This window comes from Pseudomonas hydrolytica (assembly GCF_021495345.1).
Taxonomy (GTDB): Bacteria; Pseudomonadota; Gammaproteobacteria; order Pseudomonadales; family Pseudomonadaceae; genus Aquipseudomonas; species Aquipseudomonas hydrolytica.
Genome location: NZ_CP099397.1, coordinates 2468826 through 2493240, shown reverse-complemented (window position 1 = coordinate 2493240; position 24415 = coordinate 2468826). Strand labels below are relative to the sequence as shown.

Here is a 24415-nt window from a genome sequence, read left to right as displayed (position 1 = left end):
TTTCAGCGCCCGGGATGAACGGCATCGGCAGCGATTTGGCCCCTGGAAAAAGGTTGAACCGGGCTTGCGCGAGGGACTTCTACACAGAAAGACCCAGGCTGAAACGAGGAGAAGCCATCATGCCCGCGCTATCCGCCACGCCCGACTGTTGCTGGACCGTCTCGGCACCGAAAGGCGATTTCCCCACCCTCTCCGGGCATTGCGAATGCGAGGTCGTGGTGGTCGGTGCCGGTATCGCCGGCTTGAGTGCAGCCCTGGCACTGAGCGAGGCAGGCAAGTCGGTGATGGTGCTGGAAGCGCGCGAAGTGGGTCGTCAGGTCACGGGATTGTCCACCGCCAAGATCACCACGCAGCACGCGCTGATCTACCGCGAGCTGCTAGATGATTGCGGCGAAACGCTGGCCAGGGCCTACGCGGATGCCAACCGCCAGGCGATGCAGCGCATTGCCGAGTGGATCGAGCGCTACGCCATCGACTGCGACTACCAACAGCGTTCGGCCTACGCCTACGCCATCTCCGAAGCGCAGAAGGCCGCGGTGGTGAAGGAAGCCGAAGCCGCCCGTTCCCTCGGGCTGGAGGCACGGGTGCTGCACCAGGCGCCGCTGCCCTTTGCAACCAGCTGTGCGCTGGAATTTCCCCAGCAGGCGCAGTTCAACCCGGCCAGTTACCTGGTGGGCCTGGCGCAGGCGGTACAGGCCAGAGGTGGCCGCGTGTTCGAGCGGACCCGCGCCATGAGCTTCGAGCACGACGAGCGCTGGCAGGTCGGTTTCGAAGGCGGCGTGGTCAGCGCCGATCAGCTGGTCCTGGCCACGCACATGCCGGTGCAGACACCGGTGGACTACATCAGCCCGACCCAGCCCCGCTGCCACGTGGCCATTGCCTTTCGCCCGCGCGAGGGCGAGTCCGTGGATGGCATGTTCATCGCCGTGGAAGAGCCGACCCGCTCGATCCGCATGGGTCAGGATGCCGAGGGGCCGTTGCTGATCGTGCTGGGGCCGCGGTTCAACACCGGCCAGGACGGCAATGTCGCGCAGCGCTTCGACGAGTTGGAACACTGGGCTCGCCAGCATCTGCCGGTGGCCGAGCCCGTCTGGCGCTGGTGCAACGAGGATTACGACACGCCCGATCGCATGGCCTACGTCGGCGAGCCCGACCCGGACCAGTCCCCCGGCCTGTTCGTGGCCACCGGCTTCAGTGCCTGGGGCATTACCAACGGCACGGCTGCCGGGCTCGGTCTGGCCGAGCAGATCGTCAGTGGCCGCTGGCCCTGGGGCGCGCTGTTCGACCCGAGACGTTCGGCGGGCGAGGACCTCAATCAGAGCAGCGACAGCCACACCTACATCGACTCGGTGGAGGATCTCGGCCCTGGCGAAGGTGGCGTGCTGCGGCGCGGCGAGGACAAGCTGGCAGTCTGGCGCGATGATGCTGGAGCGGTGCATGCGCTGTCGGCCGAATGCACGCACATGGGTTGTCCGGTGACCTGGAACAATGCCGACAGAACCTGGGACTGCCCCTGCCATGGTTTGATCTTCGAGGCCGATGGTGCGGTCAGGCACGGCCCGGCGCGCGAGCCGCTGGCCAAGCGCAGGCTGCGGCGCTGAGGCGCTTAGCCGGAACTGGAGGAGTCGCGCTGAACGGGATTCTCCAGCAGCGCGCGGATCTGCGTATCGCGCTCCAGGGCGCGCTCGTGGGGTTCGCTGAGCTGTTTGCGGAACTCGGGCGATAGCGGCTCGTCGAACAGCGCTTCGAAGCAGCGTCGAACCTGCTGCTCGACCTCCAGCGCGGCATGCAATCGGGCATCGTCATGCACGGGGGCAACCAGCGCCTTGAGGCTGTACCAGCCTTCGCGCAGCACGCCTTGCAGGCTGGGATGATCGCTGGGCCGGCCACCGTAGGTGGCGATCTGCGCCTGTGTCAGGTCGATCACCAGCGCGTGTTCGGCAGCCCAGGTGTCGAACAGCTGCTGCAGATCCGCCGCCTCGGCGTCAGCGGCGAAACGTCGATAGGCCAGCTGCCCGTCCTCGCAGGCGAGCAACAGGTGGTTGAGTTGGGTGATGGTCTTGTCCAGTGTCGGCATGTGCTGAAAGCCCTTCGCGTTCACCGTGTGAAAGGAGAAAACCGGATGCGCGGAGCGAACCGCGCATCCGGTCGCGAGCGGCAGGGTCAGCTCTTGGCGCGCTCTGCGTCACGCAACGCCCTGACCTCGTTGTGATTGCGCAGCACACCCTCGTACTGGCGCTGCACCATGGCGCGGATATCCGTCGGCAGGTTCTTGCTCAAGGCTTCGCTGTAACGCTCCTTGGCGACATCCTCGCCGCGCTCCGCCTCGTTGAGGATCGCCTCCTCGTCCTTGCCGGTCACCAGCGACTTGAGATCGACCCAGCGGCGATGCAGGTCAGCGCTGATGCTGGTGCTGTCCTCCGGCTCACCGCCGAACTCCAGCACCACACGTTGCAGCTCGGCGGCGGCTTCGCCGCATTGCCGCGCGCGCTGGGTGAACAGCTGCTTGATGTCCGGGCGCTTGATGTCTTCGGCGCAGACCTTGAAGCCGGCCTCGCCGTCCTTGCAGGTTTCGATCAGTTTGTTGAGGGTGCGGACAAGCTCTTTGCGATCGTCTGTGAGCTCCATTTTTTCGCCTCCGGGCCGATACGACGGCCAATGCTTGGTTGGATGTCCCGTGATGGGGCCACATGAAATCCGACGCACAGCCGAGCGGGATCGTTCAGCCAATCTTCCAAGCGGTCGCCAGGCACGGCTTCAGGTATGCACACACCAGTTGACGGATTCCGCCGGCATGCCCAGGCAATCCACGGAGTGGATGATGCCGGCCGCCAGCGCCTCCTCGACGTTGAGAATCCGCGGCGCGGCGGTCAGGCAGTCGAGCACGTCCAGCGGGGCCTGCGCGCCTTGCGTGCACTCGTCGACGATGGCGGCGTAGAGCTGCAGGTCGTAGTCCAGGCTCATGGCGTATTCGGACATGCGCGTGTGGTCCACCGCGCCGTTGACCGTCCAGTGAAAGGGATGGAACAGGAACTTGCTGTGCTGGCAGGCGGTGCGCGTCTGCCCGGCGAGGAAGATGATGTTGCCCATCGATTCCACCGTGCCGAGGTTGTGGGTCTTCACCGGCACCGGCAGCGAGATCAGGAAGTTGTAGAGGGAGAAGCCGTAGCTGCACTCCCCGCCCATGGTGGCGATCTTGATCACCAGCTCGTCTGCGCCCTGATGGATCGCCTGGCTGCATTTGTCGATGAACTGCCCGCACGTGTAGGAGTTGATCGGCGCGGTGAAATGCACGACGTGAGTTCTCATGTTGCTCTCCTCTGTCGTTGAGGCGCCGTCACGCGCCTCCCTCTCTTGCAGTGAGTGAGAACTGCCCCACAGGGTTCACCTTTCTACGGGCACCTGAGCCCGCTCTGGCGAAAAAAGGCTGAACGGCTGCCTCGAGCGGAACTCTGTTCCTTTCAAGGGAACCACGGACAACGAACACCCCGAACCTGCGAAATACGGTTCCCCCGGGGCCGCCGCACCGTCTCCCTCCTTCTCCTTGCGGCGGTTCCCTTCTTTTCCTGCGAGGCATGCGAGCCACGGCAAAAGGCCGAACTCGCGCCCGGTCAGGCAGTCACAAAACCGTGACCCGTCCCGCTCGGGTCACGCCTCGGCAACGAACGGACGCAACGGAGAGCATCGATGCCACTGCTCAAACTGCTGCATTTGACAGCGCTGATCTGCTGGTGCGGCGCGCTGATGTACCTGCCGGCAATGATCGCCGCCGGGACCCGCAGCAGCGACGACCTGTTCTATCGCGACCATGCCCACCTGACGCGCATGGTCTTCACCCTCGTCGCCACGCCCGCCGCGCTGCTGGCCATCGGCTCGGGTACCGCACTGTTCCTGCGCGATGCCCTGTTCGATCCCTGGCTGATCGTCAAGCTCACCACCGTTGCCGGCATGGTCATCTGCCATGCGCTGTGTGGCGTGCTGGTCCTGCGCATCGAACGCGTCCCCGAGCCATCGCTGCGCCGTGACTGCCTGCTGATCGGCCTGCTGATCGCCAGCCTGATCAGCGCCACGCTCTGGCTGGTGCTGGCCAAGCCCTTCTGACCGCGGAGTTCCTACCGACATGCACCGTTTGCCTCGCAACCACCAGCACGCACCAGTCGGTCAGGGGACGAGGCGCTACTCAGCGGGTATCGACGCCGACGCCGTGCTCGTACACCAGGCGCCCGCCCAGGTAGGCGGCCAGGGCGATCAGGGCGGCGGTCAGCAGCGACAGGTACAGCCCCCAGCGCTCCATGCCCTGCTCCGGTCCGGCGTAGCGCAGCAGCCAGTTCAGCGAGGCCAGCGACAGCATCATCACGGCGATGATGGCGTGGCACCAGGCGGTGATCTTCAGGCGGATGCTGGTCACCGTCAGCAGGTCGACCAGCCCGGCCAGACTGGCCACCCAGCCGCCGAAGGCGCCGACGCCGGCGAGCCAGAGACTGGCGCGCGCCCAGAACGGGTCGGCCAGCAGCAGGTAGGCGATGTCGCTGGCCACCAGACCGAGCAACGCCGCCACCGGGAAGTGGGTCATCATCGGGTGCAACGGATGCCCGGCGATGGCGGCGCGGCTGACAATGACTTCTCTGATTTCGGCCATCCAGGCCTCCTTGCGCAAGGGTTGGGAAGGAAACGGCGACGCCTGCTGCAGCGTCCCTGTCTGAAATGGACCGCGCTGACGCTGGCAGTTCCATTGCTCGTTGCCTGCCAGGGCCCGCAATCGGCACTCGACCCCGCCGGGCCGATGGCACGCGAGGTGGCGCTGCTGTGGTGGGCGATGTGCGCGTTCGCCACCCTGGTGCTGGTGGTGGTGACCGCGCTGTGGCTGCACGCCATGCGCCGCCAGCCGCGCGAAGTGGACGCCGCTCGCGCACGGCAGCTGACGCTGCGCTGGCTGGTGGGGGGCGGCCTGCTGCTGCCGACGCTGAGCATCATCGTGCTGCTGGCGTTCGGCATTCCCATCGGTCATCGCATGCTGCCCTTGCCGCTGGACGAGCCGCCGCTGCGCATCGAGGTGGTCGGGCACCAGTGGTGGTGGGAGGTGCGCTACCCGGAAAGCGGCGTGGTCACCGCCAACCAGCTGCACCTGCCGACGGGGCGTCCGGTGGACCTGGACGTGAGCAGCGCCGACGTTATCCATTCCTTCTGGGTGCCGCGCCTGGGCGGCAAGATCGACATGATCCCCGGCCGCGACAACCGCATCCGCCTGCAGGCCGATCAGCCCGGCGTGTTTCGCGGGCAGTGCTCGGAATTCTGCGGCACCCAGCACAGCCACATGATTCTCGACGTGCAGGCCCACAGCGAGGACGACTTCCAGGCCTGGCTGCAGGCCCGTAGTGAGCCGCAGATCAGCCCCCTGCCCGGCCCGGCCGGCGAAGCCTTCCAGGCGCGCTGTGGCCAGTGCCACCGCGTCGCCGGCGTCAGCGATGGCGAGCGGGCGCCCGACCTGAGCGACATCGGCTCACGCAAAAGCCTGGGTGCCGGCGTGCTGAGCAACGAGCCGGGCGCATTGCTGCGCTGGCTGCACGAACACCAGCGGCTCAAGCCTGGCAACGCCATGCCGCTGCACGACGATCTCGACCCCGACCACCTCAGCGCCATCGCCGACTGGCTGGAGACCCTGGCACCGTGAGCAAACAGAGCAGCGACAACAACGTCGATACGAACGACCTGCACGACCAGTTCGACGACGTGTGGGGCAACCCGCGCGGCTGGAAGTCCCTGACCATCGTCAACCACACCACGGTCGGCATCCGCTTCATGCTCACCGGGCTGGGCTTCTTCCTGTTCGGCGGTCTGCTGGCGATGCTGGTGCGCACACAACTGGCGCTGCCGGGTTACGACTTCCTCGAGCCGGACATGTACAACCAGATCTTCACCATGCACGGCACGGTGATGATGTTCCTGTTCGCCGTGCCGATGATGGAAGGCCTGGCGGTCTACCTGATTCCGAAGATGCTCGGCGCGCGCGACCTGGTGTTCCCGCGCCTGTCGGCGCTGGGCTACTGGTGCTACCTGTTCGGCGGGCTGATCCTGTGTGCCAGCCTGCTGCTGGGCATCGCGCCCAAGGCCGGCTGGTTCATGTACACGCCGCTGTCCAGCGCGGTGCACACACCGGGGCCGAACTCGGACTTCTGGCTGATCGGCATCACCTTCGTGGAAATCTCCGCGGTGTCGGCCGGGGTGGAACTGGTGGTATCGATCCTGCGCACCCGCGCCGAAGGCATGGCACTGCACAAGATGCCGATCTACGCCTGGTATATCCTGGTGATGGCAATGATGATCGTGGTCGGCTTTCCGCCGCTGATTCTCGGCAGCATCCTGCTGGAGCTGGAGCGCGCCGCCGGCCTGCCGTTCTTCGAGGTGGCCCGCGGTGGCGACCCGATCCTCTGGCAGCACCTGTTCTGGCTGTTCGGCCATCCCGAGGTGTACATCATCTTCCTGCCGGCCGCCGGTATCGTCTCGACCCTGCTGCCGGTGTTCTGCCAGCGTCCGCTGGTGGGCTATCGCTGGGTGGTGCTGGCCATTCTCACCACCGGCTTCATCAGCTTCGGCCTGTGGGTGCACCACATGTTCACCGTGGGCATCCCGCAACTGGCGCAGGCGTTCTTCTCCGCGGCGAGCATGCTGGTGGCGATACCCACCGGCGTTCAGGTGTTCGCCTGGATCGCCACGCTGTGGCTGGGGCGGCCGGTGTACCACGTGCCGATGCTGTGGCTGGTGGGCTTTCTGGTGATCTTCGTCTGTGGCGGCCTGACCGGGGTGATGCTGGCCCTGGTGCCCTTCGACTGGCAGGTACACGACACCCATTTCGTGGTGGCACACATGCACTACGTGCTGGTGGGCGGCATGTTCTTCCCGCTCCTGGCCGGCATCTATTACTGGCTGCCGCATTTTTCCGGGCGCATGCCCTCCATGCGCCTGGGCAAATGGGGCTTCTGGCTGGTGTTCATCGGCTTCAACGTTACCTTCCTGATCATGCACTGGACCGGGCTGATGGGCATGCCGCGGCGCATCTACACCTACCAGACCGGCCTGGGCTGGGACCTGCCCAATCTGATCTCCTCGGTGGGCAGCTTCATCATGGCCATCGGTATCGCCACCGTGCTGCTGGACATCGTCCTGCATTTCCGTTTCGGCCAGCCGGCGGACAACAACCCGTGGAAGGCCGATACCCTGGAATGGAGTACCCACCTGCCGCCGAGCCCCTACAACTTCGTCAGCCTGCCGCCGGTGCGCACCCGCCACCCGCTGTGGGAGGAGCCCGATCTGGGCGAGCGCATCGACCGTGGCGATTTCGCGCTGACGGTGATCGACCACGGCCGCCGGGAAACCTGGGGCGTCGAGCCGCTGACCGGCAAGGTGCGCGAGATCGTCCATCTGCCCGGCAACAGCTGGCTGCCCTTCATCGCCGCCGCGTTCATCGCCTTCACCTGCCTGGGTCTGCTGAGCAAGCACTACTGGGTGGCGCTGGCTGCCAGCCTCGTCGCGGTGCTGGCCCTGCTGCGCTGGAGCTGGGAGAACGGCGCGCATCCCCTGGCGGCACCGGACGCGCGGGTACAGCCGGGCGAGCCGCCGCTGCATTCACGCACCTGTGACGGTCCCGGGCTGTGGGGCATGGGCGTCACCTTGCTGGCCAACGGTGCGCTGTACCTGTCGCTGCTGTTTGGCTGGTTCTACCTGTGGACGGTATCGCCGAACTGGCAGGTGCCGGACGCGCCGGTGTTCGACCAGCGCGTGCTGCTGGCCAGCGCTCTGGCGCTGACTGCCGCGGTGCTCTGGCAGCGACCGGTGCTGCGTAGGCTGCGCCGTGGCGAGGGCGAGCCTTCCGCCCTGCTCACCTGCTTCGCCGGTGTCGCCACGCTGGGGCTGCTGCATGCGGCGCTGCTGCTGTGGGCGATACTCGGCGGCGACCTCGCGCCGCGTGCCACGGCGCATGACGCCGTGGTTCTGGTGATGCTCGGTTACAGCCTGCTGCATGGTGTGCTGGCCGCCGTGCTCAGCGGTCTGCAGGCGCTGCGCGTGCATTACGGCTATGTGTGCGCCAAGACGCCCTACGAGCCGCTGGTGGTCGAGCAGCTGTGGCAATACAACCTGGCGGTGCTGTGGATCAGCTACTTCTGCCTAGTCCTGTTTCCCCCCACCTTTGGAGGCCTGTGATGCAGCCCCTGGCCTCGCCCTACAACCCCATCCACATTCCGCTCGGGCTGGTGCTCTGGAGCCTGTGGTTCGTCGCCGTTTACGGTGGTCTCTCGGTGGGCTGCGCGTTGGCGCCGCCGGCTCCCGAGCAAGGCCAGTGGACCTGGCTCAACGCCCTGCTCGCCCTGTTCAGCCTGCTGACGTTCATGGTTCTGCTATGGCTGGCCAGGCGCTTTCAGCTCGCCGCCAGACGCGCCGATGAACAGCCGGCCGGCCGTTTCGTCGCGCGCCTGGCTGCGTCCGTACACCTGGTGGGTGCGCTGGGCACCCTGTTCGTCGCCCTGCCAATCCTGAGCCTGCCGCCATGCCTGTGATGCTCTGTGCCCTGATCCTGCTATTGCCCGCCAGCGCTGCTGCCCATGGGCCATTCGACAGTCACCTGCATCTCGACGAGCGCCTGCCCCTGATGCTGAGTGCGGTGCTCCTGGGTAGCGCCTGGCTGCTTTATATAATCGGTTGCCGCAAGGTACGGCCGCATGGCCGGGAGGCCTTGTGGATGCACCTGGCGATGGTCATAACCGTATTCGCCGTGTTCGGCCCGATCGACGATTGGGCGGAAACCAGCACCAGCCTGCACATGGTTCAGCACATGCTGTTCATGATCGTCATTGCACCTTTGTGGGCGCTGGCGCGGCCGCTGCCGCAATGGCGAGCGGTACTGGGCGGCTGGTTGCGTCCGCTGTCCGACGCGCTGCTGCGTGGCGGTCGCTACCCGGTGGCACTGGCCATGCTGCACGGCGCGATGATCTGGATCTGGCACACGCCCAGTCTGTACATGCTGGCGCTGGAGAACACCTGGTGGCATGCCATCGAGCACGCCTGCTTTCTGTTCAGCGCCTGGCTGTTCTGGTGGTCCTGCCTGCGGGCCAGTCCCCGGCAGGTGCCCCACGCGCTCATGGCCATTCTGCTGACGCTGATGCACACGGGCCTGCTGGGCGCACTGCTGACCTTCGGCAATACCCCCTTCTATGGCGAATCGCGTGATCTGGCCGACCAGCAACTGGCCGGCCTGCTCATGTGGGTACCCGGCAGCCTGGTTTACCTGGCCGGTGCCGGCTGGATCAGCTGGCGCTGGCTGACGCGCATCTGGCGCCGCCAGGCCGACGCGCGACCGCTGTGAACGCGAGCGAAACGCGTACGTTCGACCTCGGCGCCCGACGCTGCGAAGCGCGGTGACGTCGCCGAGGCCGATGCCCTCGCAGCCGTTAAGTTCAAGTTGTTTTTCTGTCGCGAGACTCGCGAATTTATCTTGGCGTGCTTAACACGCTGTAAGCGAACGATATTGCCGAAACGGCGAGTTTTGCCTGCAAGTCTTGGTCTAGACCTCTTCCCAGTTAATACAGCGATACGCGTTATATCGTCGTGATATCACTTTGTCCTTTTTTTTTACCAATCGTCCCGATCTCTGGCATTTTAAAATGACATCGCTATTTTTCAGGAGTGTTTTGAAAAGGAGGTGTATATGAAACACGACCTGGAAAGTATTAGATCAGCACTATCGGATTATGATATCGATACGATGTCACGACCGGACGGAAGTGTAGTGCTGACCGTCAAGCACAGGAACAGACATTTGACACGCGTTGTTGATGCGAACTGTTCCACAGAAGAAGTCATTCGTCTGATTAAATTCGACATGACCCTGGATGAGGATGGGCATTCGATAAACGAAGCGGTGAAGTATTGTTGCTCGAGTACTTTACCAACTTACTCGCGCGAGCCGATCTTTCGCACGCGCAACTCCCGCTTGTGGGCTCTACGGAAGCTCAAAACCTCATAAGGAAGTGATATCGATGCCTAGACGTCATGCCTTTAGACCTTGTCAGGGCAACCTGATGGAGCAGGTCGAGCACCACACTCCCAAAGCGCGGATGTCTTGCGAATGGCCCTACATTGCAGGTTCTACCTGCCTGGTGGTGCTGTTGATCTGGCAGCCTCTCCAGCCGGCTGCACTGGTGGTACTTCCTCAGCACAGCCTTCAGGCGCCGAGCTACGCGGCTCAGAGCCTGCAGGACATCGATTCGAGCTGCTACGAGGTGCGTAGCGAAGCGATGAGCGAACGAGGCTGTAGCCAGGGCAACTGCGGCAGAGACAAGGTGAGCCCGCTGCACCATGGCGAGGAATTCGAGTTGAGCCGTTCGATCCTCACCTGCGCGAACCTTAGTGGCACTGCCATCCCGCGGAGCGAAACGGACAAACCGCAGAACATGATGATCGAAGTCATCAGGTCCAATCACTCCTTCTGAATTCCCTCCTCTCGCTTCTGGCCAGCCCCACGGTGGTCTGGTCGGTGAAGCACTCTGCCCTCCCGCCTCGAATCATTGATCCAATGATCGGGGCGGGTGTCGATATTAAGGACTACTTCACGGAGGTCCGGACATGTCGGATTCGATGCTTTATTTCTCCATCGCGCTGGCTGCAATTCTCGCACTGGTGCAACTCTGGGCAATTATCAGCGTATTTCGCAGCGACAAGACGGTCGGTACCAAGACACTTTGGGCATTGCTGATCTGGTTCTTGCCCATTATTGGCTTGATTTGCTGGGGAGTTGCCGGGCCGCGAGGACACGGTGCAGGACCAAGTTCACCCGAGCACAGCAAGTAAATTATTTCGTACACGCTGGAAGTTTTCTGAAACAGCAACAAGCGCATTGCTGAAAATTATATGACTTATATCTGTACACAGCCTGTGCAGAGAGGATGCCTGTAATGGAGAGGTATAAGTATCTTGATAGCATCACCGCTTATAACAGTTGCGCCAGCGCTTGCGAACATTGCGCAAGCGTTTGTCTGACCGAGAAAAAGGCCGAATGTTTTCGCTGCATTCAGTTATGCCGTGACTGCGCGGATTTGTGCCGACTGACAGCTACCCTGATGTTGCGTGACAGCGACTACGCGGCGGTGGCGAGTCAGCTGTGCCGAGTCGCCTGCCTGGCCTGTGCCGAGGAGTGCGCCCTGCATGCCAGCGCGCATTGCCAGGAGTGCGCGCGTAGCTGTCAGGTGTGCGCGGAAGAACCCTCACTGGAGCAGGTCTGAACCATGGCCGAACACGAGAAAGGCAAACCCGAGCAGGACCGACAGGCGCCGGCGGATGCAGGCCTGTGGGACGATCCAGGTAACGAAGATCCGGGCTCGCTGCTCGACGGCCGGGTGCCGCTGCGGCCCTCCCGCGACCCGAAGGGGACGCAGCAGCCGGACGACGCCGAGTAGCAGGCAAACGCTGCCACTCGGCGCTACGCCGGGTTCAGGCGGGAATGGTCTTGGCGCGCATTTCCCGATCCCAGATGCGGTGCTGCTTCAGCGCGGTCTCGAAGCGCATGTACAGCGGGTCGAAACTGTCGCCGCAGAGCATCCCGGCGTCCTCTTCCAGCCCCAGCATCGCCGCCAGCTGAGCGGCATCGCCGCTGAGCGCGACGGGCTTGAGATGCTTGTAGGCCTCCAGCAGGTAGTGCTTGGCAACGCCGTCGTCCTGCAGCGTCTTGAGCACGTACTCGCCCCCCGGTACGAACACGGCGTCGACGGTGATCGAAGGTTCCGAGGCAAAACTGCCATCGGGCTGCATGGGCTGGCCGTCGGAGTCCTTTAGCGCGGCGGCCGAAGGCGCCAGCAGCTTGGCCACGGCGCCGGCGCCTTCCAGCATCTTCTTCAGGCTGCCGACCTCGTCGGCCTTGCAGCCGGGCGTGAGCAGCACCGCGACGCGGCGCCCGCGAATGTCGCCAGGCAGAAGATTCATCTGGCTGAGCGCAGGGGAAACCTCCGCTTTGCCCTCCATGCTCGGGGTCGAAGTGCTGTCCAGGTCGATACCCAGGTTCTCCGCGACGCGCAGTGCCAGCAGCGGGTCGATGTGCGCGAGGATTTCCTTGACCTGCCGCTCGCGGATGTACAGACGCTCGACTTTCGACAGCTCGAAGCTGTAGGCATCGACGATGTGCTGTTGCTCGGTCGCGCTCATGCTGCGCCAGAACAGGGTCGCCTGGGAAAAGTGGTCGGCGAAACTGGGCGAGCGCACCCGTATCTTGGTGCCGTGCACGGGCTCGGGATAGGAACTGTAACCGCCGCCGGTCGGCGCTGGCGGCGTCTCGCGCGGCCAGTTGCCGTCGATGGAGTTGGGCTCGTACGCCGCCCTGCCGCGATTGATCTGCTGGCGATGCGGCGCATCACGCTGGTTGTTGTGGAAGGGGCACAGCGGCCGGTTGATGGGGATTTCGTTGAAGTTGGGGCCACCCAGACGCAGCAGCTGGGTGTCGGTGTAGGAGAACAGACGGCCCTGCAGCAGCGGGTCGTTGCTGAAATCGATGCCGGGCACCACGTGCCCGACGTGGAACGCCGCCTGTTCGGTTTCGGCGAAGAAGTTGTCCGGGTTGCGATTGAGCACCATGCGCCCGACCACGCGGATCGGCACCAGCTCCTCGGGCACCAGCTTGGTCGGGTCGAGCAGGTCGAAGCCGAAGCCCTGCGCGTCCTCCTCGTTCATCACCTGCAGGCCCAGCTCCCATTCCGGGTAGAGGCCCCGCTCGATGTCCTCCCACAGGCCGCGGCGGTGGAAGTCCGGGTCCTTGCCGGCGAGCTTCTGCGCCTCGTCCCAGACCAGCGAGCAGACGCCGGCCTTGGGGCGCCAGTGAAACTTCACCAGCTTGCTCTGCCCCTGCGCATTGACCAGCCGGAAGCTGTGCACGCCAAAGCCCTGCATCGAGCGGTAGGCGATGGGTATGGCGCGGTCGGACATGGTCCAGAGCACCATGTGCGCCGACTCCGGGGTCAGCGAGACGAAGTCCCAGAAGGTGTCGTGGGCCGAGGCGCCGGTGGGTATCTCGTTGTGCGGCTCGGGTTTGACCGCATGGACGAAGTCGGGGAACTTGATCGCGTCCTGGATGAAGAACACCGGCATGTTGTTGCCCACCAGGTCGAAGTTGCCTTCCTCGGTGTAGAACTTCACGGCGAAGCCGCGAACGTCGCGCACGGTGTCGGCCGAGCCCCTGGGGCCCTGCACGGTGGAAAAGCGCACGAATACCGGAGTGCGCTTGCCCACCTCGCCGAGAAAGGCGGCGCAGGTCAGGTCGCTGGCCGCATCCGTCACCTCGAAGTAGCCGTGCGCCGCCGCGCCGCGGGCATGCACCACACGCTCGGGAATGCGCTCGTGATCGAAGTGGGTGATCTTCTCGCGCATGATGAAATCTTCCATCAGCGTCGGTCCGCGCTCACCCGCGCGCAGGCTGTTCTGGTTGTCGGCGATACGCGTGCCGGTATTGGTGGTCAGCGCCTCCCCCGTCGCGTCCTCGCGGAAGGCTTCGAGTTGATCGAGCTTGGCATTGCCATTACCCCGGTCGAGGGTATCGGTACCGGCCATCTGGCTGCCGTTCTCGGCGGCTTTCGATTGCTTCTTCATGGGCTACTCCTGGCTTGGATCGGAGCGGTGCGTCGCCGCGCACTGCAGATTTCCGGGGGCGCGACGGCCAGCTTCAGAGGCCTGACAAGGGCGGTCACGAATCGATCCCGGTGTTTTTTATGAGGCAGCCCGCAGGGGTTCGGTTCGAGTTGAATTTTCAGGCGCACGCCACGGCATTGCGCCGCTGGGGCCGCCGGTACGGGGAAATTCTTCCTGAACTTCATCGCTTCCCGGCCCTTCTACCCCAGTGCACGCCCATTACCGGAGGAAGCAACATGAACCCATTGAAACCGCTTGCCATGCTGGCTGTAGCCGCATTCGCCCTGTGCGCCGTCACGGCCATTCAGGCTGCCAACGAGACTGATTCGATCAGCACCGAAGACTTCGTCGAGGAGGCGTCGGCCAAGGGGGTCGCCGAGATCGAGACGGCCAAACTGGCGCTGGAGAAGTCCGGCAACGAGAAGGTCAAAGGCTTCGCGCAGATGATGATCGACGATCACCGTCGGGCCAATCAGGAGCTGGCCGAGCTGGCCAAGCGCAAGGACCTGGACGTGTCCGACGATGCCGAGCTGATCAATCAGGCCAAGGCCATGGTGCTCAAGCTGCGCGGCGAAGGCAGCTTCGACAAGGCCTACATGAACAACCAGGTGGTGGCCCACCGCCAGACCATCGAGCTGTTCCGCCGCGGCGTGAACGTGAAGGACGAGGAAATCGCCGCCTTCGCCCGGGAAACCCTGCCCAAGCTGGAGCAGCACCTGCAGCGTGCCGAACAGATCAACGGCGAACTGCCGGAGAACTGATCCAGGCACGCGCACCCCGGAGAGCATGACTGCAGATGCCCACGGAAACCGCATTGAACGGTGACTGGCTCGCCTTCGTGCCCTGGCCAGAGTTGAGAACCCTGCTCGTCGCCGTGATCGCGGCTGCTCTGGCCAGCCTGTTCTTCGGCACCCTGTTGCGCCTGCTGGCGCGCTTCAGCGGTGCCCTGCCCTTTGCTCATGTGCTGCTGCAAAGCACGCGTGACCCGCTGCGCTGGTTGTTGCCGCTGCTGGCCATGCAACTGGTACTCAACGCCGCCCCGGACAATATGGCGCTGATCGGCGAGGCCAGACGCCTGGCGGCGCTGGTCACCATCGGCGTATTTACCTGGCTCGGCCTGCGCGCGGTCGGGGCGGTTCAGCGCATCGTCGTGCTGTACAACCCGGTGGACACGGCCGACAACCTGCAGGCGCGGCGCATCCAGACGCAGACCCGCGTGCTGGTGCGCATCCTCAGCGTGTTCGTGGTGATCTTCGGCTTCTCCACCATGCTCATGACCTTCCCCGCGGCGCGCCAGTTCGGCACCAGTCTGCTGGCGTCGGCCGGCCTCGCCGGTCTGGCCGTGGGCTTTGCCGCCAAGCCGGTGCTGGGCAACCTGATCGCCGGTCTGCAGATCGCCCTGACCCAGCCGATCCGCCTGGACGACGTGGTGATCGTCGAAAACGAATGGGGGCGCATCGAAGAGATCACCGGCAGCTACGTGGTGGTGCGCATCTGGGACGATCGCCGGCTGGTGGTGCCCCTGCAGTGGTTCATCGAGAACCCCTTTCAGAACTGGACGCGGCAGACCAGCTCGATCACCGGTTCGGTGTTCTTCTGGGTGGATTACGCCACCCCGCTCGAGCCGCTGCGCCAGGAGCTGACGCGCCTGTGTCAGGAGGCGCGACACCTGTGGGACGAGCGCGTCAACGTGCTGCAGGTGGTGGACACCAGCGACCGCGCCATCCAGCTGCGGGTGCTGGTCAGCTCGCCGGACTCCTCGCGCAACTGGGACCTGCGCTGCTACATCCGCGAGAACCTGATCACCTTCATCAGCAACCGCTATCCCGATCACCTGCCACGACTGCGCGCCAACCTGCACGGCAGTGAAGACGCGGCGCCGCGCAACACCCCCACTGCCGATGCGCAGCGCCAGCCGCCGGTATAGCCGGCGCTCTCAGACCGCGCGCAGGCGCTCGTAGTAATAGGGCAGCTGCAGCAGCGCGTAGCTGGCGGCGGCGCGGCGTACCTCGTTGCGATCGCCGCTGAACTGCACCGTCTCGCTGACGATGCCCTGGTGCTGATCGAGGCGGATCGCGCAGGCGATGCACTGCACGCCGTCCATCTCGTCGTCGGCCTCGGCCAGCCCGGTGTTGGCCAGGGCGATATCCGCGCCGCTGCGGGTCAGCGCGCCAAGGGCCATTTCCTGCGCGACCTCCTCACTGGTGAGGCCGAAGCGCTCGATGGTCTCGGCGCTGACGCCCAGGCACTGCTGCTTGGCCTCGGGTGAATAGACGATGAAACCGCAGTCGAGCACCTGGCCGCTGCCGGGAATATCGGCCACCAGCGAGGCGATCAGTCCTGCCGTGCAGGATTCCGCCGTACTCAGGCGCAGTTTGTACTTGTTCAGAAAGTTGACGATCTGCTCGACGCTGTCCATCTGCCACAACCTCCGGGCTTGTTGGCTACCGCTCTGTGGAAGCTGTCGGGGCGGGCAAAGTTCAACCTTTTCCGCTGCGCTTGTCAGACAAAAAAAGGTCGAACCTTTGCCGCTTTCGCCCCGTCAGCAAAAGAGTATGGGGGCGATGGATAGCCAAGGCTTCGAGCCACATGTTGCGACTCCGCTCTCCTACCCGCCCGTGGCGTTTTGCCCGGGATGCCCTCAGGTGTACTCGAACATTGGAGATAGACATGGGAACCGCTGCAGCTATCAACCCAAACGCCAAGCTTCCGGCGGACATTCAGCCTCCCTTGCACATGGGCAGCCACCACCCGCAGCGCAAGCGGGTGCTCTTCGTCACTTCCGAATTCAGCGACCTGATCAAATGCGGTGGTCTCGGCGACGTGTCCGCCGCACTGCCGCGGGCGCTGGCACCGCAACACGATATCCGCCTGCTGATCCCCGGCTATCGCCAGGTGGTGGAAAGCGGTTGGCCGATCCGCATCGTCGGCCATGTCCGCGGGCTGGCGGCGTTGCCGCCGTGCCGCATCGGACGCATGGATCTGGCCGATGGCCTGATCGTCTATGTGCTGCTCAACCCCGTGCTCTACGAACGCGACGGCACACCCTATGGCGATGCGCAGAGCCAGGACTGGCCCGACAACCACATCCGTTTCGCCCGCCTGGGGCTGGCCGCGGCGGAAATCGCCACCGGCGACGCCGGCATCCAGTGGCGTCCGGACCTGGTGCACGCCAACGACTGGCCCGCTTCCATGGCGCCGGCCTACATGGCCTGGCGTGGCGCCACGGCACCGGCCCTGCTGACCATTCACAACCTGGCCTACCAGGGCCTGTGCGACATGGCCTGCAGCAGCGAGCTGGCGATCCCCGAGGAGGCCTGCGGCATCGACGGCATGGAGTTCCACGGCCGCCTGTCGTTTCTCAAGGCCGGTATCTCGTATGCCCATCACGTCACCACGGTGAGCCGCACCTATGCCCAGGAGATCACCACCCCCGCGTTCGGCTGCGGGCTCGAGGGCATGCTGCAGGCCAAGGTGGCCGCAGGGCAGCTCAGCGGCATCGTCAACGGCATCGACGAAAGCTGGAACCCGGAAACCGACCCGCACCTGCTGCAGGGCTTCGCCCCGCGCCAGTGGGAAGGCAAGCGCGCCAACGCCGCCTATGTCGAGCAATGGCTGGGCCTGGAGGCCGAGGGGCCGCTGTTCGCGGTGATTTCCCGTCTGGTGCAGCAGAAAGGCATCGACCTGACCTTGGAGGTGGCCGAGCACATCGTCGCCCAGGGCGGCCGCATCGGTGCCATCGGTCGCGGCGAACCGGCTCTGGAGGCGGCCATGGCGCAACTGGCGCAGCGCTATCCGGGACGCATCGGCGTGCACATCGGCTTCAACGAGACCGATGCGCGGCGTCTGTACGCGGCCAGCGACTTCCTGCTCATGCCGTCGCGTTTCGAGCCCTGCGGGCTGAGCCAGATCTACGCCCAGCGCTTCGCCTCGCTGCCGATTGCCCGGCGCACCGGCGGGCTGGCCGACACCATCGAGGATGGCGTCAGCGGCTTTCTCTTCGACGAACCGGATGCCGCCAGCTATCGAGCCGCCATCGACCGGGCCCTGCAGGTGTATCGCCACCGCGAGCTTTTCGACGCCATGCGCTGCCACGCCATGCACGCGCCGCTGTACTGGCGGCAATCGGTACGCCCCTACGACCGCCTGTATCAGCGCCTGCTGGCACGAAGCAGCGCCAGGAGGGAGCAGCGCTGATGTACAGCCATGGCGCCCGGCCGATGGCCGATGGACGTACACGTTTCGCACTCTGGGCGCCCAGTTGCCGGCGCGTGGACCTGCAACTGCTGGACGGCAGTCAGCACCGGCTGACGCCCCAGGACGACGGCTGGTTCGTGCTGCTGCTCGATTGCCCAGCGGAAGCCAGTTACCGCTACCTGATCGACGAACAATGGACGGTGCCGGACCCTGCCTCGCGACGGCAGGTGGACGATGTGCACGGTTTCAGCCAGGTGGTGGACCCGCAGCGCTATGAATGGCGCCATTGCGACTGGCACGGCCGGCCCTGGCACGAGGCGGTGATCTACGAGCTGCACGTCGGCCTGTTCGGGGGCTTCCAGCAGGTCGAGGAGCATCTGCCGCACCTGGTCGACCTGGGCGTCACGGCGCTGCAGCTGATGCCGCTCGCCGCCTTTTCCGGCCGGCGCAACTGGGGTTACGACGGGGTGCTGCCCTTCGCGCCGGCGAGCTGCTACGGCACGCCGGATGAACTCAGGCGCCTGGTCGATAGCGCCCACGCCTTCGGCCTGATGGTCTTCGTCGACGTGGTCTACAACCACTTCGGCCCGGACGGCAATTACCTGGGGCTGTACGCCCGCCAGTTCTTCCACGAGGAGCGTGCCACGCCCTGGGGCGCTGCCATCGATTTCGGCCGGCCGCAGGTACGCGATTTCTTCTGCGAGAACGCCCTGATGTGGCTGCTCGACTATCGCATCGATGGCCTGCGTCTGGACGCGGTACACGCCATCGACGACGACGGCTTTCTCCGCGAGCTGGCCTCGCGCGTGCGCGCCGCGGTACCGGCGCAGCGCCACGTGCACCTGGTGCTGGAGAACGAGAACAACGCCGCGCATCTGCTGCGCGACGGTTTCGATGCGCAGTGGAACGACGACGGCCACAACACCCTGCACGTGCTGCTCACCGGCGAGGACGAGAGCTACTACGCCGACTACGCCCAGGCGCCGACGCGCAAGCTGGCCACCTGTCTGGAGCAGGGTTTCGTCTATCAGGGCCAGGCCAATCGCCACGGCCGCCCGCGTGGCGAGCCCAGCGCCGACCTGCCGCCGCATGCCTTCGTGCTGTTTCTGCAGAACCACGACCAGGTCGGCAACCGCGCCTTCGGCGAACGCCTGGCGCTGCTGGCCGAGCCCGATGCGCTGAAGGCGGCCACCGTGCTGCTGCTGCTCTGCCCCATGGTGCCGCTGCTGTTCATGGGCGAGGAATGGGGCTGCACGAGGCCGTTCCTGTTCTTCACCGACTATCACGACGAGCTGGCCAATGCGGTGCGCGAGGGCCGGCGCAACGAGTTCGCCGAATTCTCCCGCTTCAGCGACGCCCATAGCCGCGAGACCATCGCCGATCCCAACGCGTTGGCCAGCTTCCTGCGTTCGCAGCCGGATCTGGCACCGGCGCTGGAGCCGCAGCAGCGCGACTGGCTGGCCTTCTACCGCGGTCTGCTGCAGGTGCGCCGCACGCGTCTGCAGCCGGGTCTGCAGGAGGCACGCAGCCTCGGCGCAGAGGTACTGGGCGACGCGGCCGTGCTGGCGCGCTGGCGGCTCGGCAACGGGCCGACGCTGAGCATCGCGCTGAACCTGGGCGCGGGCGCGGTGCATCTGCCGGCCCCGAGCGCGCAGGCCGAGCGGCTGTACACCTACCGCATCGAGGATGCCGACCTACGTCAGGAGCAACTGCCGGCGCGCAGTGTCCTGGTCACCCTGGAGCCCGTGCAATGAGCGATACGCTATTGGCCGAACTGGCCGAGGCGGCCGGTCTGTACATCGACTGGACGGATGCCCACGGCCGGCCGCAAGCCGTTACTCCGGAGGCGCAGCGCGCCCTGCTGGAAGCGCTGGGCTACCCGGCGCAGAGCCCCGAACAGATACGTTCGAGCCTGGCGATGCTGACGCAGCAGCAACACATACCCTCGCCCGATGCCCTGTTGCTACAGGATCAGGGTCAGCCCCTGCCCCTGGCGCTCTACCCGGCCGACAGCCCCTACCGGCTGATCGACGAACAGGGCCAGGTCTTCAGCGGCCGCCTCGACGCCGACGCCCGCCTGCCGGCCCAGCCGCAGCCCGGCTATTACCAGCTGGAGATCCGCGATACCCGTCACGCGCTGGCGGTCACCCCGGCGGCGTGCCTGTCGGTGTCGCAGCTGTGCGGCAAACCGCGCATCTGGGGGCTCACCGCACAGCTTTACGGGCTGCGCCGCCCAGGCGATGGCGGCGTCGGCGACACCCAGGCAGTGGCCGAGCTGCTGCGACATGCCGCCAACCAGGGCGCCGATGCCTTGGCACTGAGCCCGGTGCACGCGCTGTTCGCTGCCGACACCGAGCGTTTCGGCCCCTACTCGCCGTCCAGTCGTCTGTTCTTCAACCCCCTGCATGCGGCGCCTGCCGACCGCCTGGGCGAAGAACGGGTGCAGCGCGCCATTCAGGCGGCCGGTCTGCAGGAGGAAATGCAGCGTCTGGAACACTTGGAGCTAATCGACTGGCCCGCCGTGGCCAAGACGCGGCAGCGCCTGCTGTGGCAGCTGTATCAGGACTTTTGCCAGGCGCCTGGCGATCTGCTCGCCGATTTCGAGGCCTTCCGCGCGGCAGGCGGCGACGCCCTGCAGCAGCATTGCTGTTTCGAGGCCATTCATGCGCAGCGCCTGCGCGAAGGGGCCAGCGGCGACTGGCGCAGCTGGCCGCAGGAACTGCGCAGCCCGCTCCAGGGCGCCGTCACCCGCTTCGCCGCGGAACAGGCCGATACGCTGAGGTTTCACGCCTTCGCCCAGTGGCTGATCGCCCATGGCCTGGAATGCGCCCAGGCCACGGCCAGCGGTGCGGGCATGGGCATCGGCCTGATCGCCGATCTGGCCGTGGGCGCCGATTGCGCGGGCAGCCAGGCCTGGTCACGCCAGGACGAACTGCTGCCTTCGGTCACCGTCGGTGCGCCGCCGGACATCATCAATCGCCAGGGGCAGAACTGGGGCGTCGCCGCGTTCTCGCCGCAGGGGCTGCAACGGCACGGCTTTCGCGCCTACATCGAAATGCTGCAGGCCAATCTGGCGCACGCCGGCGGTATCCGCATCGACCACGTGATGGGGCTGCAGCGCCTGTGGGTGATCCCGCAGGGCGGCGAGGCGCAGCACGGCGCCTACCTGCGCTATCCGCTGGATGACCTGCTGCGCCTGTTGGCGCTGGAGTCGCACCGCCACCGCGCCCTGGTCATAGGCGAGGACCTGGGCACCGTCCCCGACGGGCTGCGCGAGAAACTGGCGGCGCGCAACATACTCGGCACCCGCGTGCTGCTGTTCGAACAGCAGGACGGGCGCTTCATCCCACCGGCACAGTGGTCGCGCAATGCCCTGGCGACCACCACCACGCACGATCTGCCGACCATCAAGGGCTGGTTCGCCGGCCACGACATCGAATGGCGGGTGCGCGCCGGGCACGCCGATGAGCAGAGCCTGGAGCAGGACCATGCCGAGCGTGCCGGCGAACGGGTGGCGCTGCTGCAGGCGCTGGAACAGCGCGGCCCGCTCGGCGGCACCGATGATGACGCCTGCCTGCAGGCCTGCATCGACTACATCGGCAGCACGCCCTCGGCGCTCGCCCTGCTGCCGCTGGAAGACGCCTGCGCGCTGGAGCAGCAGCCCAACCTGCCCGGCCCCGGCGACCTGCACCCCAACTGGCGACGGTGCTACCCGCTGGCGGCCAACGAACTGCTGGAACAGCCGGCGACCCGCCGCCGTCTGGCCTGTCTGGATACGGCACGCCGGGAGGCAGGCGATGAGTGATCTGCGCGCGACCTTGCGCCTGCAACTGCACAAAGGCTTCACCCTGCACGACGCCACGGCCCTGGTGCCCTACATGGCGCAGCTGGGCATCAGCCACCTGTACGCCTCGCCGGTGCTCACCGCCCGTCCCGGCTCGATGCACGGCTACGACGTGATCGATCCGAGCCAGGTCAACCCCGAGCTCGGCGGCGAAGCCGCGCTGGTGCAGCTGGCCGATGCCCTGCATGCGCGCGGCATGGGACTGATACTGGATATCGTGCCCAACCACATGGCGGTCGGCGGCGAAGGCAACCCCTGGTGGCTGGACGTGCTCGAATGGGGCCGCGCCAGTCCCTACGCCGCCTTCTTCGATATCCAGTGGCAATCCCATGATCCGCTGCTCAGCGGCCAGCTGCTGGTGCCCTTCCTGCGCAGCGATTACGGCGAAGCCCTGCGCGAGGGCACCCTGCAGCTGGCCTTCGATGCGCGCCGCGGGCGGTTCCACGCCCAGCATTTCGAGCATCGCCTGCCGCTGACCCCGGCGAGCTACGACGAGATTCTGCGCGGCGCGGAAGACCCTGCGCTGCGTGAGCTGGGCCGGCGCTTCGCGCGTCTCGGCGATGGCCCGCAAGCGCGCGGCCAGGCCGAGAGCCTGTGCGCCGAACTGAGCCGCCATGCCGAGCAGGCGCAGCAGCTGCTCGCACCCTTCCAGCAGGGCGACGAGGCCGGCCAGCAGCGCCTGCACCGGCTGCTCGAACGCCAGCATTACCGCGTCGCCAGCTGGCGCACCGCCGCCGACGACATCAACTGGCGGCGCTTCTTCGACATCAACGAGCTGGGCGCCCTGCGCGTGGAGCGCGCCGATGTGTTCGAGCAGACCCATGCCAAGGTTTTCGAGCTGGTCGAGCGCGGCCTGGTCGATGGGCTGCGCATCGATCACATCGACGGCCTGGCCAACCCGCGCGCCTATTGCAGCCGCCTGCGCCGCCGCATCGCCCGGCTGCGTGGCGGTGCGACGCTGCCGCTGTTCGTGGAGAAGATCCTCGGCCACGGTGAGCAGCTGCCGGCGAGCTGGCCGGTGGCCGGCACCACCGGTTACGAGTTCATGAACCAGGTTTCCCTGCTGCAGCACGATCCCCATGGCGAGCCGGTGCTTGGCGCCCTGTGGGGCGAAATGAGCGGCCGCCCCACCGCCTTCGACGAAGAGGTACAGCAGGCGCGGCGCCTGGTACTCGACAGCTCGCTGGCCGGTGATCTGGAGGAAGTCGCCCAGCGCCTGCTGCAGGTCGCCCGGCATGACATCGCCACCCGCGACCTGACCCTGGGCGCGATTCGTCGGGCCTTGCGCGAGCTGATCGTGCACTTTCCGGTGTATCGCACCTATGCCCAGGCCTGCGGGCGCTCGCCGCAGGATCGGCAGTTCTTCCAGCAGGCTCTGGAGGGTGCGAAACAGACCCTGGCCGAGGCGGACTGGCCGCTGTTGCAGCATCTCGACGACTGGCTCGGCGGCGCCTGCCTGCGCGCGCAACCGCCCGGTCGCGCCCGGCGCCTGCGGGCCCTGGCCCTCACCCGCTTCCAGCAGCTGACCTCGCCGGTGGCAGCCAAGGCCGTGGAGGACACCGCGCTGTACCGCGCCGGCGTGCTGCTGTCGCGCTACGACGTGGGCTTCGATGCCGAGCATTTCAGCGCCAGTGTCGAGCAGTTCCACCAGGCCTGCCGCGCACGGGCCGCCCAGCACCCGTACAACCTGCTGGCCACCGCCACGCACGACCACAAGCGCGGCGAGGACTGCCGCGCGCGCCTGGCAGTGCTCAGCGAGCGAGCGGCCTGGTATGCCGAGCTGGTGCGCAACTGGCGGCAACTGGCGCAACCGCTGCACTCCGACAGCCTGCCGCAGGCGCCGGATGGCGGCGAGCAGGCCATCCTCTACCAGGCCCTGATCGGCAGCTGGCCGCTGGGCCTGCAGGCCGGGGATGACGCCGGCCTGCAGCAGTACCTGCAGCGCTTGCTCGACTGGCAACGCAAGGCCCTGCGCGAGGCCAAGCTCAACACCGCCTGGAGCGCGCCGAACGACGATTACGAAACGGCCTGCGCGGATTTTCTGCGCCGCCTGCTCGCCGAGCCCGCCGGCCTGGCCCTGCGCAGCGAGCTGGCTGCCACCGTCGACGCCATCGCCCCCGCCGGTGCGCTCAACGGCCTGGTGCAATGCCTGCTGCGCCTGACCGCGCCCGGCGTGCCCGATCTCTACCAGGGGTGCGAGTTCTGGGATTTCAGCCTGGTCGACCCGGACAACCGCCGCCCGGTGGATTACCAGGCGCGTCAGGCCGCGCTGGAAGCCGGTGACACGCCTGCCGACAAGCTGGCGAGCTGGCAGGACGGACGCATCAAGCAGTGGCTGATTCAGCGCGTGCTGGCTCTGCGCGCCGCCGAACCGGCGCTGTTCGCCCAGGGCCAATACCGCCCGCTGGCGGTCGAGGGCGAGCACGCCGCCCAAGTAGTGGCGTTTCTGCGCAGCCATGGCGACCAGCATCTGCTGGTGGTCGCCCCGCGCCTGAGCGCCGGTCTGCTCGCCGATCACCCCGTGCCGCACGTGCCGCCGCAGCGCTGGGGCGACACCCGCGTGGTGCTGCCCGAAGAGCTGGCCATCGGTCAGGCGAGTGGCCTGCTCGCTCCTTGCTCCGCTGCATCTCCCCAGGGCCTGCGGCTGTCCGCCGTGCTGGCCGAGTTTCCCGTCAACCTGATTCGTCTTACCTCGTGATCCAAGGAGCTACG

23 protein-coding genes are annotated in these 24415 nt (G+C 66.1%); 17 read left to right on the top strand and 6 right to left on the bottom strand.

Annotated features, from left to right (window positions below; translation table 11 throughout):
- The first annotated feature begins 119 nt into the window (after positions 1 to 119).
- Entirely contained in the window at positions 120 to 1601 is a 1482-nt protein-coding gene (locus L1F06_RS11500; protein ID WP_129482678.1) for an FAD-dependent oxidoreductase, read from the top strand.
- 5 nt (positions 1602 to 1606) lie between these two features.
- Here the strand turns inward: L1F06_RS11500 and L1F06_RS11495 are convergent, their stop codons facing one another.
- The 3 genes from L1F06_RS11495 to L1F06_RS11485 all read right to left on the bottom strand — a co-directional run bounded on the left by L1F06_RS11495 (position 1607) and on the right by L1F06_RS11485 (position 3309).
- Positions 1607 to 2077 carry a PA2169 family four-helix-bundle protein gene (locus L1F06_RS11495; RefSeq protein WP_129482677.1) on the bottom strand — a complete coding sequence of 157 codons (471 nt, stop codon included), beginning with the start codon at positions 2075 to 2077 and terminating at the stop codon, positions 1607 to 1609.
- Between the two features lie 86 nt (positions 2078 to 2163).
- Positions 2164 to 2628, bottom strand: coding sequence for a ferritin-like domain-containing protein (locus tag L1F06_RS11490; protein WP_003246800.1), 465 nt, complete (start codon positions 2626 to 2628; stop codon positions 2164 to 2166).
- Between the two features lie 129 nt (positions 2629 to 2757).
- Positions 2758 to 3309 (bottom strand): ATP-dependent Clp protease proteolytic subunit, encoded by a 552-nt coding sequence (locus L1F06_RS11485; RefSeq protein ID WP_003246801.1) that lies wholly within the window; start codon positions 3307 to 3309, stop codon positions 2758 to 2760.
- Positions 3310 to 3687: 378 nt separating this feature from the next.
- Here L1F06_RS11485 and L1F06_RS11480 point away from each other — a divergent pair, with 378 nt between their 5' ends.
- Positions 3688 to 4101 carry a CopD family protein gene (locus L1F06_RS11480; protein ID WP_003246802.1) on the top strand — a complete coding sequence of 138 codons (414 nt, stop codon included), beginning with the start codon at positions 3688 to 3690 and terminating at the stop codon, positions 4099 to 4101.
- Positions 4102 to 4180: 79 nt separating this feature from the next.
- Here the strand turns inward: L1F06_RS11480 and L1F06_RS11475 are convergent, their stop codons facing one another.
- Positions 4181 to 4639: a DUF2231 domain-containing protein gene (locus L1F06_RS11475; protein ID WP_129482676.1), complete on the bottom strand. Its 459-nt coding sequence runs from the start codon at positions 4637 to 4639 to the stop codon at positions 4181 to 4183.
- A 144-nt stretch (positions 4640 to 4783) separates the two neighbouring features.
- On the opposite strand from L1F06_RS11475, the gene coxB reads away from it, so the two are divergent.
- The 9 genes from coxB (at position 4784) to L1F06_RS11430 (ending at position 11447) form a co-directional block, all read left to right on the top strand.
- Positions 4784 to 5671 (top strand): cytochrome c oxidase subunit II, encoded by an 888-nt coding sequence (gene coxB, locus L1F06_RS11470; protein ID WP_003246804.1) that lies wholly within the window; start codon positions 4784 to 4786, stop codon positions 5669 to 5671.
- Positions 5668 to 8199 (top strand): cytochrome c oxidase subunit I, encoded by a 2532-nt coding sequence (gene ctaD / locus L1F06_RS11465; protein ID WP_129482675.1) that lies wholly within the window; start codon positions 5668 to 5670, stop codon positions 8197 to 8199. Before coxB ends, ctaD begins: the two co-directional genes overlap by 4 nt.
- Positions 8199 to 8552 carry a hypothetical protein gene (locus tag L1F06_RS11460; RefSeq protein WP_129482674.1) on the top strand — a complete coding sequence of 118 codons (354 nt, stop codon included), beginning with the start codon at positions 8199 to 8201 and terminating at the stop codon, positions 8550 to 8552. Before ctaD ends, L1F06_RS11460 begins: the two co-directional genes overlap by 1 nt.
- A complete protein-coding gene (locus tag L1F06_RS11455) occupies positions 8543 to 9358 on the top strand; it encodes a cytochrome c oxidase assembly protein (RefSeq protein WP_003246807.1) in 816 nt (271 codons plus the stop codon). Before L1F06_RS11460 ends, L1F06_RS11455 begins: the two co-directional genes overlap by 10 nt.
- A 342-nt stretch (positions 9359 to 9700) precedes the next feature.
- Complete coding sequence (locus L1F06_RS11450; protein ID WP_080518503.1) at positions 9701 to 10018, top strand: hypothetical protein; 318 nt, start codon at positions 9701 to 9703, stop codon at positions 10016 to 10018.
- A gap of 13 nt (positions 10019 to 10031) precedes the next feature.
- Complete coding sequence (locus L1F06_RS11445) at positions 10032 to 10484, top strand: hypothetical protein (protein WP_012018625.1); 453 nt, start codon at positions 10032 to 10034, stop codon at positions 10482 to 10484.
- Between the two features lie 133 nt (positions 10485 to 10617).
- Complete coding sequence (locus L1F06_RS11440; RefSeq protein ID WP_129482672.1) at positions 10618 to 10842, top strand: PLD nuclease N-terminal domain-containing protein; 225 nt, start codon at positions 10618 to 10620, stop codon at positions 10840 to 10842.
- Positions 10843 to 10946: 104 nt separating this feature from the next.
- Positions 10947 to 11273: a four-helix bundle copper-binding protein gene (locus tag L1F06_RS11435; RefSeq protein ID WP_012018626.1), complete on the top strand. Its 327-nt coding sequence runs from the start codon at positions 10947 to 10949 to the stop codon at positions 11271 to 11273.
- A 3-nt stretch (positions 11274 to 11276) separates the two neighbouring features.
- Entirely contained in the window at positions 11277 to 11447 is a 171-nt protein-coding gene (locus L1F06_RS11430; RefSeq protein ID WP_157045651.1) for a hypothetical protein, read from the top strand.
- A gap of 34 nt (positions 11448 to 11481) precedes the next feature.
- Here the strand turns inward: L1F06_RS11430 and katE are convergent, their stop codons facing one another.
- The gene (katE, locus tag L1F06_RS11425) at positions 11482 to 13623 is read right to left on the bottom strand and encodes a catalase HPII (RefSeq protein WP_012018627.1); all 2142 of its coding nucleotides are present in this window, start codon (positions 13621 to 13623) and stop codon (positions 11482 to 11484) included.
- Between the two features lie 275 nt (positions 13624 to 13898).
- On the opposite strand from katE, the gene L1F06_RS11420 reads away from it, so the two are divergent.
- A complete protein-coding gene (locus L1F06_RS11420; protein ID WP_012018628.1) occupies positions 13899 to 14423 on the top strand; it encodes a DUF4142 domain-containing protein in 525 nt (174 codons plus the stop codon).
- 35 nt (positions 14424 to 14458) lie between these two features.
- A complete protein-coding gene (locus tag L1F06_RS11415) occupies positions 14459 to 15589 on the top strand; it encodes a mechanosensitive ion channel family protein (RefSeq protein ID WP_129482671.1) in 1131 nt (376 codons plus the stop codon).
- A 9-nt stretch (positions 15590 to 15598) separates the two neighbouring features.
- Here the strand turns inward: L1F06_RS11415 and L1F06_RS11410 are convergent, their stop codons facing one another.
- Complete coding sequence (locus tag L1F06_RS11410; RefSeq protein ID WP_003246814.1) at positions 15599 to 16081, bottom strand: CinA family protein; 483 nt, start codon at positions 16079 to 16081, stop codon at positions 15599 to 15601.
- A gap of 251 nt (positions 16082 to 16332) precedes the next feature.
- Between L1F06_RS11410 and glgA the strand changes: the two genes are divergently transcribed.
- From glgA to L1F06_RS11390, 4 genes are read left to right on the top strand one after another with little or no spacing between them, the layout of a single operon-like run.
- A complete protein-coding gene (glgA, locus tag L1F06_RS11405; RefSeq protein WP_012018630.1) occupies positions 16333 to 17859 on the top strand; it encodes a glycogen synthase GlgA in 1527 nt (508 codons plus the stop codon).
- Positions 17859 to 19613: a malto-oligosyltrehalose trehalohydrolase gene (gene treZ / locus L1F06_RS11400; protein WP_003246816.1), complete on the top strand. Its 1755-nt coding sequence runs from the start codon at positions 17859 to 17861 to the stop codon at positions 19611 to 19613. The genes glgA and treZ overlap by 1 nt, the downstream gene beginning before the upstream one ends.
- Positions 19610 to 21664: a 4-alpha-glucanotransferase gene (gene malQ, locus L1F06_RS11395; protein WP_129482670.1), complete on the top strand. Its 2055-nt coding sequence runs from the start codon at positions 19610 to 19612 to the stop codon at positions 21662 to 21664. Before treZ ends, malQ begins: the two co-directional genes overlap by 4 nt.
- On the top strand, positions 21657 to 24401 hold the full coding sequence (locus L1F06_RS11390) for a malto-oligosyltrehalose synthase (protein WP_129482669.1): 2745 nt from the start codon (positions 21657 to 21659) through the stop codon (positions 24399 to 24401). Before malQ ends, L1F06_RS11390 begins: the two co-directional genes overlap by 8 nt.
- Positions 24402 to 24415: the final 14 nt, after the last annotated feature.